The sequence below is a fragment of the Pseudomonas brassicacearum genome, assembly GCF_918698105.1.
GTDB lineage: Bacteria > Pseudomonadota > Gammaproteobacteria > Pseudomonadales > Pseudomonadaceae > Aquipseudomonas > Aquipseudomonas brassicacearum_F.
This window is the reverse complement of the sequence record NZ_CAKKMI010000128.1, coordinates 1-10,959: the sequence shown is the minus strand read 5'-3', so window position 1 is coordinate 10,959 and position 10,959 is coordinate 1. Positions and strand designations below refer to the sequence as shown.

The 10,959-nt window shown below is 61.6% G+C and carries 2 protein-coding genes and 1 pseudogene; 2 read left to right on the top strand and 1 reads right to left on the bottom strand.

From position 1 onward, the window contains the following. A pseudogene (locus LQ215_RS28455) lies at nucleotides 1–9,156 on the top strand (LapA family giant adhesin); the annotation flags it as partial. A gap of 180 nt (nucleotides 9,157–9,336) precedes the next feature. Continuing rightward, on the top strand, nucleotides 9,337–9,675 hold the full coding sequence (locus tag LQ215_RS28450; RefSeq protein WP_053161687.1) for a hypothetical protein: 339 nt from the start codon (nucleotides 9,337–9,339) through the stop codon (nucleotides 9,673–9,675). Between the two features lie 324 nt (nucleotides 9,676–9,999). Here LQ215_RS28450 and LQ215_RS28445 read toward each other — a convergent pair whose 3' ends face one another. After that, nucleotides 10,000–10,371, bottom strand: coding sequence for a DUF6124 family protein (locus tag LQ215_RS28445; protein ID WP_230153583.1), 372 nt, complete (start codon nucleotides 10,369–10,371; stop codon nucleotides 10,000–10,002). Between the last annotated feature and the right edge of the window lie 588 nt (nucleotides 10,372–10,959).

The following is a 10,959-nucleotide window of genomic DNA, read 5'->3' as shown; positions in this document are numbered from 1 at the left end:
CCGGTCAGCACCATCGTCAGCGATGTCAACGACACCACCACCGTGACGCTGACTGCTACGCCGACCGTGAATGAAAACGGCACCATCACCTACACCGCGACCCTCACCGGTGCCGACGGCAAGCCGGTCACTGCGCAAAATGGTCCTGTGACGGTCACGCTCGAAAGCGGCAAGACCATCACCATCGCGGCGGGCGCAAGCTCTGGCGTATTGGATGTAGCCGTCGGCAACGACGTGTACCAAGGTCCAACCACCGTGACCGAGTCGATTGCTTCGGCATCGGGCAGTAACCTGGAAGCCATTGCTCCTAACACCGCTCCGGTCAGCACCATCGTCAGCGACGTCAACGACACCACCACCGTAACGTTGACCGCGACACCGACCGTGAACGAAAACGGCACCATCACCTACACCGCGACCCTGACCGGTGCCGATGGCAAACCCGTCACCGCGCAAAACGGTCCGGTCACCGTGACGCTGGACAGCGGTAAAACCATCACCATCGCAGCCGGCGCAAGCTCGGGTGTGTTGGACGTAACCGTCGGCAACGACGTTTACCAAGGTCCGACCACGGTTACCGAGTCGATCAAAGGAGCGACTGGCGGCAACCTTGAGGCGATCGCTCCGAACACGGCTCCGGTCAGCACTATCGTCAGCGACGTCAACGACACCACCACCGTAACGTTGACCGCGACACCGACCGTGAACGAAAACGGCACCATCACCTACACCGCCACCCTGACCGGTGCTGACGGTAAACCCGTCACCGCACAGAACGGTCCGGTGACTGTGACCCTGGAAAGCGGCAAGACCATCACCATCGCAGCCGGTGCCAGCTCGGGCGTGTTGGACGTAACCGTCGGCAACGACGTTTACCAAGGCCCAACCACCGTCACCGAGTCGATCAAAGGTGCATCCGGTGGCAACCTTGAAGCCATCGCCCCGAACACCGCTCCAGTCAGCACCATCGTCAGCGACGTCAACGACACCACCACCGTAACGCTGACCGCCACACCAACCGTGAACGAAAACGGCACTATCACCTACACCGCCACCCTGACCGGTGCCGACGGCAAACCCGTCACCGCACAGAACGGTCCGGTCACCGTGACGCTGGAAAGCGGCAAAACCATCACCATCGCAGCCGGTGCAAGCTCGGGTGCGTTGGACGTAACCGTCGGCAACGACGTTTACCAAGGCCCAACCACCGTCACCGAGTCGATCAAAGGAGCGACTGGCGGCAACTTGGAAGCCATTGCTCCAAACACCGCGCCAGTCAGCACCATCGTCAGCGACGTCAACGACACCACCACCGTGACGCTGACCGCCACGCCAACCGTGAACGAAAACGGCACCATCACTTACACCGCTACCCTGACCGGTGCCGACGGCAAACCCGTCACTGCGCAGAATGGTCCGGTCACCGTGACCCTCGACAGCGGTAAAACCATCACCATCGCCGCCGGCGCAAGCTCGGGCGTGTTGGACGTAACCGTCGGCAACGACGTGTATCAAGGTCCAACGACGGTTACTGAGTCGATCAAAGGTGCATCCGGTGGCAACTTGGAAGCCATTGCTCCAAACACCGCGCCAGTCAGCACCATCGTCAGCGACGTCAACGACACCACCACCGTGACGCTGACCGCCACGCCAACCGTGAACGAAAACGGCACCATCACCTACACCGCCACCCTGACCGGTGCCGACGGCAAACCCGTCACCGCACAGAACGGTCCAGTGACCGTGACGCTGGACAGCGGTAAAACGATCACCATCGCAGCGGGCGCAAGCTCAGGCGTGCTGGACGTGGCGGTTGGCAATGACGTGTACCAAGGTCCAACGACGGTTACTGAGTCGATCAAAGGCGCGACTGGCGGCAACCTTGAGGCCATCGCACCGAACACGGCTCCAGTCAGCACTATCGTCAGCGACGTCAACGACACCACCACCGTGACATTGACCGCCACGCCAACCGTGAACGAAAACGGCACTATCACCTACACCGCCACCCTGACCGGTGCCGATGGCAAACCCGTCACCGCGCAAAACGGTCCGGTCACCGTGACGCTGGACAGCGGTAAAACGATCACCATCGCCGCCGGCGCAAGCTCGGGCGTGTTGGACGTAACCGTCGGCAACGACGTTTACCAAGGTCCGACCACGGTTACCGAGTCGATCAAAGGAGCGACTGGCGGCAATCTGGAAGCCATTGCTCCAAACACCGCTCCGGTCAGCACCATCGTCAGCGATGTCAACGACACCACCACCGTAACGCTGACCGCCACACCAACCGTGAACGAAAACGGCACGATCACCTACACCGCGACCCTGACCGGTGCTGACGGTAAACCCGTCACCGCGCAAAATGGTCCGGTCACCGTGACCCTCGACAGCGGTAAAACCATCACCATCGCAGCCGGTGCAAGCTCGGGTGCAATCGATGTCGCTGTGGGTAACGATGTTTACCAAGGCCCAACCACCGTCACCGAGTCGATCAAAGGAGCGACTGGCGGCAACTTGGAAGCCATTGCTCCAAACACCACTCCGGTCAGCACCATCGTCAGCGATGTCAACGACACCACCACCGTGACGTTGACTGCCACGCCGACCGTGAACGAAAACGGCACCATCACCTACACCGCGACCCTGACCGGTCCTGACGGCAAACCCGTCACCGCGCAGAACGGTCCAGTGACTGTGACCCTGGAAAGCGGCAAGACCATCACCATCGCCGCAGGCGCAAGCTCCGGTGTGCTGGATGTAGCCGTCGGCAACGACGTGTACCAAGGTCCGACCACGGTTACCGAGTCGATCAAAGGAGCAACTGGTGGCAACCTTGAGGCCATCGCTCCAAACACCGCTCCGGTCAGCACCATCGTCAGCGACGTCAACGACACCACCACGGTGACCTTGACCGCCACACCGACCGTGAATGAAAACGGCACGATCACTTACACCGCGACCCTCACCGGTGCCGACGGCAAGCCGGTCACTGCGCAAAATGGTCCTGTGACGGTCACGCTCGAAAGCGGCAAAACCATCACCATCGCAGCCGGTGCAAGCTCGGGTGCAATCGATGTCGCTGTGGGTAACGATGTTTACCAAGGCCCAACCACCGTTACTGAGTCGATCAAAGGAGCGACTGGCGGCAACCTCGAAGCTATCGCTCCTAACACCGCTCCGGTCAGCACCATCGTCAGCGACGTCAACGACACCACCACCGTGACCTTGACCGCCACGCCGACCGTGAATGAAAACGGCACCATCACCTACACCGCCACCCTGACCGGTGCCGACGGCAAGCCGGTCACTGCGCAAAATGGTCCGGTGACGGTCACGCTCGAAAGCGGCAAGACCATCACCATCGTGGCGGGCGCAAGCTCGGGCGTGTTGGACGTAACCGTCGGCAACGACGTTTACCAAGGCCCAACGACAGTCACTGAGTCGATCAAAGGTGCATCCGGTGGCAACCTGGAAGCCATCGCGCCAAACACCGCGCCAGTCAGCACTGTCGTCAGCGATGTCAACGACACCACCACCGTAACGCTGACCGCCACACCAACCGTGAACGAAAACGGCACGATCACCTACACCGCGACCCTGACCGGTGCCGACGGCAAACCCGTCACCGCGCAGAATGGTCCGGTCACCGTCACCCTGGAAAGCGGCAAGACCATCACCATCGCAGCGGGCGCAAGCTCGGGCGTGCTGGACGTGAGCGTCGGCAACGACGTTTACCAAGGCCCAACGACAGTGACTGAGTCGATTGCCTCGGCATCGGGCGGTAACCTGGAAGCCATTGCTCCAAACACCGCTCCGGTCAGCCCCATCGTCAGCGATGTCAACGACACCACCACCGTGACGTTGACCGCTACGCCGACTGTGAACGAAAACGGCACCATCACCTACACCGCCACCCTGACCGGTGCCGACGGTAAACCCGTCACCGCACAGAACGGTCCAGTGACCGTGACATTGGAAAGTGGCAAGACCATCACCATCGCCGCAGGCGCAAGCTCCGGTGTGCTGGATGTAGCCGTCGGCAACGACGTGTACCAAGGTCCGACCACGGTTACCGAGTCGATCAAAGGAGCAACTGGTGGCAACCTGGAGGCCATCGCTCCAAACACCGCTCCGGTCAGCACCATCGTCAGCGACGTCAACGACACCACCACCGTAACGTTGACCGCGACACCGACCGCGAACGAAAACGGCACGATCACCTACACCGCGACCCTGACCGGTCCTGACGGCAAACCCGTCACCGCGCAGAACGGTCCAGTGACCGTAACGTTGGAAAGCGGCAAGACCATCACCATCGCCGCTGGCGCAAGCTCGGGTGTGTTGGATGTCGCGGTCGGCAACGACGTGTACCAAGGTCCAACGACAGTTACTGAGTCGATCAAAGGTGCATCCGGTGGCAACCTCGAAGCCATCGCCCCGAACACCGCTCCGGTCAGCACTATCGTCAGCGACGTCAACGACACCACCACGGTAACGTTGACCGCCACGCCAACCGTGAACGAAAACGGCACGATCACCTACACCGCGACTCTGACCGGTCCCGACGGCAAACCCGTCACCGCGCAGAACGGTCCAGTGACCGTAACGTTGGACAGCGGCAAGACCATCACCATCGCCGCTGGCGCAAGCTCGGGCGTGTTGGACGTAACCGTCGGCAACGACGTTTACCAAGGCCCAACCACCGTCACCGAGTCGATCAAAGATGCATCCGGTGGCAATCTTGAAGCCATCGCGCCAAACACCGCGCCGGTCAGCACCATCGTTAGCGACGTCAACGACACCACCACCGTGACGTTATCCGCGACACCGACCGTGAACGAAAACGGCACGATCACCTACACCGCGACTCTGACCGGTCCTGACGGCAAACCCGTCACCGCGCAGAACGGTCCAGTGACCGTAACGTTGGAAAGCGGCAAAACCATCACCATCGCCGCTGGCGCAAGCTCGGGTGTGTTGGATGTCGCGGTCGGCAACGACGTGTACCAGGGTCCAACGACAGTTACTGAGTCGATCAAAGATGCATCCGGTGGCAACCTCGAAGCCATCGCCCCGAACACCGCTCCGGTCAGCACTATCGTCAGCGACGTCAACGACACCACCACGGTGACGTTGACTGCTACACCAACCGTGAACGAAAACGGCACCATCACCTACACCGCCACCCTGACCGGTCCCGACGGCAAACCCGTCACCGCGCAAAACGGCCCAGTCACCGTCGCCCTCGACAGCGGCAAGACCATCACCATCGCAGCCGGCGCAAGCTCGGGCGTGCTCGACGTAGCCGTCGGCAACGATGTCTACACCGGTGCACCGTCCGTCACCGAGACGATCAAATCGGCCTCCGGCGGTAACCTCGAAGCCATCGCTGTCGATAAGACCGGCGCGTCGACGGCCGTGGGCGATACCATCGACAACACCACCGTCAGCATCACCGGCAGCACGTCGGTTACCGAAGGCCAGGCGGCCACCTATACCGTCAGCCTGACGAACCCGGCGCAAACCGAAGTAACGCTCAAGATCGTCTACAGCGGCACCGCCGCCGACGGCACGGACTTCACCGGTGTCTACACCGTGAAGATCCCGGCCAACGCCACCAGCGCAACCTTCAACGTGGCAACGCTGGACGACAAGATCACCGAAGGCACCGAGAACTTCGTGGTCAAGATCGACTCGGCCACCGGTGGCAACTTCGAGCACCTGGCGGTCAGCGGCACCAATGGCAGCGTCAGCACCTCGATCATCGACAACGATGCGCCGCCGGTACTTGACCTGGACGCCAACAACTCCAGCGGCAAGACCGGTGCCGATTACCAGGTGACCTTCACCGAAGGCACCACCGGCCCCGGCGTGTCCATTGCCGACACCGACCTGAAAATCACCGACCCGGACAGCACCATGCTGACCGGCGCCACCATCGTGCTGACCAACCGTCAGCCTGGCGATGCGCTGAACCTGGGCAACAGCGTCAACGGCATCAGCATCAACGCCAACAGCACCGACGGCAAAGTCGTCCTGACGCTGACGGGCAACGCGACGCTGGCCGACTACATGCAGCAGATCAAGAACATCAGCTTCATCAACAACAGCGAAGACCCGAGCACCGTACCGCGCGTCATCACCGTGACGGTGACCGACGGCGCGAGCTACTCCAACACCGCCACCACCACCGTGAATGTGGTCGGCGTCAATGACGCGCCAGTGGCCACCGGTGGCGCGGTGACCGGTAGCGAAGACACCTCGCTGGTTCTCGGCTGGTCGACGTTCGGCATCAGCGACGTGGACAGCGCCGCCACCAGCCAGGGCGTAAAAATCACCGGGCTGCCGAGCGACGGCAAGTTGCAGTACCTGGACGGCGCAACCTGGAAGGACGTGGCCACCAACCAGACCTTCAGCAAGGCTGACATCGACGCCGGCAAACTGCGCTTTACCCCCGATGCCAACGAATCCGGCGCCAACGGCAACCCGGCCGGCGTGGGCGATCAAAAGGCCGATTACGCACAAATCAGCTTCCAGCCAACCGACGGCCAGGCGCTGGGCAATACCGGCACCGTGAAGATCGACATCACCCCGGTCGCCGACGCACCGAGCCTCAACGTGGCCGGCAACAACGTGACCTCCACCGGTTTGATCAAGGAAGTCTGGACCGGCCTGTCCGGCCTGGGCACCGATGGCAGCGGCGCGCCGTCCGGCACGCTCAAGTCGGTGATCGATGCCGCCGGCACGCCGAACAGCAGCACCAACGTGACCAACGTTCAGAACGACGGCAACGTCAACCCGGGCACCGCGTCGAAGACCTCGGGCCTGATTTTCCTCGAAGCCGGCAAGACCTATACCTTCAGCGGCGTAGGCGATGACAGTTTGCTGGTCACCATCGGTGGCAAGACCGCCGCGGCAACCACGTGGGGTGCGGGTGGTCAGTTGAACGGTTCGTTCACGCCGACCACCAGCGGCTACTACACCCTGGACATCTACCACCACAACCAGACCGGCCCGGGCAGCTACGACGTGAACCTGTCGGTCAACGGCAGCACGCCAGTGGACCTGAGCAGTGCCGGCGTGCCGCTCTACACTGGCGTGAACGACCTGGCGAACTCGGGCGTGACCGTCTCCGACCTGCACGGCACCAACGGCGAAGGTTATTACGACGGCTTCAAGCGCAACGAAGGCGCCGAAGGCACCAGCGTGCACCTGTCGAAGATCACCACCGCCCTGACCGATACCGACGGCTCCGAAAGCCTGAGCGTGAAGATTGGCGGCATTCCGCAAGGCAGCGTACTGACCGACGGCGCAGGACACACCGCGACCGTGGGCAGCAACGGCGAAGCCTCGGTCACCGGCTGGAACCTGGGCAGCCTGACCCTGACCCCACCGCCCTACTACAACGGCCACTTCAACCTGACCGTGACCTCGACCTCCACCGAAGCCCTTGGCGGCTCGGCGGTCAGCACGGCGCAGATTCCGGTCACCGTCTACCCGGCCACCTACAACGCGGTCACCGCCACGTCGGGCAGCGACAACGTCACCGGCACCGACGGCAACGACATCGTCGTCGCCGACATCGGTGGGCTGACCGTGGTGCCGGGGGTCAACTACAACATCGCCTTCATGGTCGACAGCTCCGGCAGCATGAGCGACGCGTCCATCACAGCGGCCAAGAACTCGCTGACCTCGGTGTTCAACACCCTCAAGCAGAGCATGGGCAGCAACGCCGGGACGGTGAACATCTTCCTCGCGGACTTCGACAGCCAGGTGAACAAGTCGGTCTCGGTCAACCTCAACGATCCGAACGCCTTGACCCTGCTCAAAGCGGTGCTCGACTCGATGGTGTCCGGTGGCGGTACCAACTACGAAGACGTGTTCAAGACCACGGCGAACTTCTTCAACAGTACCGAAGCCCTGAACAACACCGGGGCGAAGAACCTGACGTATTTCATTACCGACGGCAAGCCGACTTACTACCAGACCGGCGAGCAGAGCAATCCGACGCTTTACGGCACCGTCAAGCTCGATGACGTCTTGAGCGCGGCCAACTACAGCGTCGGCAAGTACTACACCCAGACGATCGACAGCACGCACAAGTACACCATCTACGAAAACGGCGAGATGTACCTGTCGACCAAAAGCGGCAAGAAATGGACCGACAGCTATGTGGGCACCGTGCATGCCGAGGGCAATGGCACCTTTGAATTGTCGAACCAGGGCGGCACCGGTTATGGTGATTACTGGAACTATGTCGATTCGGCGGCGGGCTCGACCGACAGCTTCACGCTGCTCAAGGGCCTGAGCACCGTCGAGGCCATCGGCCTGAACAACGACGTGACCCTGAACGACCTCAAGCCCTACGATTCGGACTCGACGCCGCAGACCAACATCGACCCGAACAACCTGGCCAACTCGATCATCGGCCACACCGAAGCGACCCTGCCGGGCTCCGACACGGTCAACGGCGGCAACGGCAACGACATCCTGTTCGGCGACCTGGTGAGCTTCAACGGCGTTGCCGGCGAGGGCTACCAGGCCATCCAGGCTTTCGTCGCCCAACAGAGCGGCGTGGATGTGAGCAAGGTCACCACCAGCAACGTGCACCAGTACATCACCGAACACTACACCGCGTTCGATGTGTCCGGTGCCCACGATGGCAATGACACCCTGCTGGGCGGTGCCGGCAACGACATCATTTTCGGCCAGGGCGGCAACGACACGCTCGACGGTGGCAAGGGCAACGACATCCTGCTCGGTGGCACGGGTAACGACACGCTGATCGGCGGCCAGGGCAATGACACCCTGATCGGCGGCCTGGGCGGCGATACCTTTGTCTGGAAGTCCGGCGACACCGGCACCGACGTGATCAAGGACTTCAAGGCCGCCGATGGCGACCGGATCGACCTGCGGGATCTGTTGCAGGGCGAGACCGGCAGCACCATCGACCACTTCCTGAAAATCAGCACGGTCGATGGCGTGTCGTCGCTGCAAGTCAGCACCTCCGGTCAGTTCAATGGGGCCAACGGCGGCGCCGCGACCCCGGACGTGACGATCAAGCTCGAAGGCAACAACTGGTCGAACGTGAACCTGAACTCGTTGATCGCCGGTAGCGACCCGACCATCAAGGTCGATCACAACAACAGCTGAAGCTGACACAAATCCGTGGCGAGGGAGCTTGCTCCCGCTGACCTGCGAAGCAGCCTTAAAAACAGGGCCGCTTCGCGCCCCAGCGGGAGCAAGCTCCCTCGCCACAATAAGTGTTCATACTCCCCCACAGTTGGCCTATGCTGCCCAGCATGACGCCGCTTCATACATGAGGGATGCCCGATGTTTTATGTGCAACGCGATGCACAAGGCCTGCTGGTGCGCGTAGAAGCCACCGCTTACGCCGAGGCCACCGAGACCTTGCCGGCCGACAACCACGAGATCCAGGACTGGTTCGCCAACCAGGCAGTGGAAAACAGCCTCAAGCAGCTCAAGCAAAGCGACCTGGAGATGATCCGGGTACTCGATGACTTGATCCAGGTGCTGACCAGCAAAGGCGTCATCCGCGTCACCGACCTGCCAGCGGCGGCCCAGGCCAAGCTGATGGACCGCACCCAGGCCCGGGAAGCCTTGGGCGGGTTGAGCCGGTTGATCGATGATGATGAGAAGGGGTTGATCTAGGTTGACACTTGGGCTGACACCAGCCCGGGCAGCACACAAAACCCTGTGGCGAGGGGATTTATCCCCGCTGGGTTGCGCAGCAGCCCTAAAACCCAGCCGCCTCGGTGTGTCAGGCAGTTCACCTTTAAGCATCTGGGGCTGCTGCGCAGCCCAGCGGGGATAAATCCCCTCGCCACAGGGTTTTGGGTTGTCTGGGCGGACGCCATCGCGAGCAAGCTCGCTCCCACAGTTGATCGGTATTGATCTCGATATTTCGGTTCGACACAGATCCAGTGTGGGAGCGAGCTTGCTCGCGATGGCAATCTTCAATTCACCGCAGGTCTGTCAGCTCGCCGCTTGAACCTCCAGCCGATCCATCGCCCTCTCCACCAGCAAATGCACCCCATCGGCCATTCGGCTGATCGCCAGGATCACACTGCGGCGTGAGCCATCGACGTCGTCAGCCAAGTCGGCGGCGATGGCGCTGATGGACAGCAGGTCTTCGGAGGCATTGGCCAGGAGGGTTTCGGTGTCGATGTCTGGGGAGACCATGAAGAGCTGGGCGGTCTGGGGTTTTCCCGAGGCTTCATCGGTGGGTTTGGGGTTGAGGTAGTAGTCGAGGACGCGTTCGGCGGCTTCGTCGAGTTTCTTTGCTTGCTGGGTTTCGACTCGGGATTTGGATGAGGGCTGTGGGGGGTTAGGCGTAGCTTTGAACATGGTTTGGGCTTCCTATTCAATTCAGAGCCGCCCTGGCTCGCTTGCACGCGATGAAGGGTGGCAGCTATGTGCGAGTGTGCAAGACCGAGTAAGACAACGCCCAAAAACTCGGCAGACCCGAAGGTCTCCCACACACAGCCGCCATAAAACATGAGCACGAATGCACAATAAGTGGCTGGTGATATTGTTGGGCGTCTTTCTAACCGGCTTGCACGCCAGTGTCACCGTTTTTTTCAGTGACAAACCCAGACTAGCCACGAGGCAGACGCCGGACAAGTTCACCAAGTTCGCTACAACTCGAAGGAAATCTCCTAGGACGTTACTTTTGGAAGGGGGTGTATATCCGTTTCTGCGGTAACGGCCACTTAGGGTTCCGCCCTGACGGCGGGTCACTTTCGAAAAGCGCGAAAGTAACCAAAGCGCTCATGCCCCACCACTTGGCACCTCGCTTAGGCTCGGTGTGCCCTCACTCCGGCATTGCTCCGTGGGCCGCCGCGAAGGGCCATCCATGGCCCAGCGCGGCTAACCCGGCATCCATGCCGGGTTGCCCACTGCGCAATGCCTGCGTTCGGCCAGCGTGGTTAACGG

Bases quoted from the DNA above. Each gene is read 5' to 3' on its own strand.
- LQ215_RS28450 (WP_053161687.1), top strand. From the start codon at position 9,337: ATGTTTTATGTGCAACGCGATGCACAAGGCCTGCTGGTGCGCGTAGAA.
- LQ215_RS28445 (WP_230153583.1), bottom strand. From the start codon at position 10,371: ATGTTCAAAGCTACGCCTAACCCCCCACAGCCCTCATCCAAATCCCGA.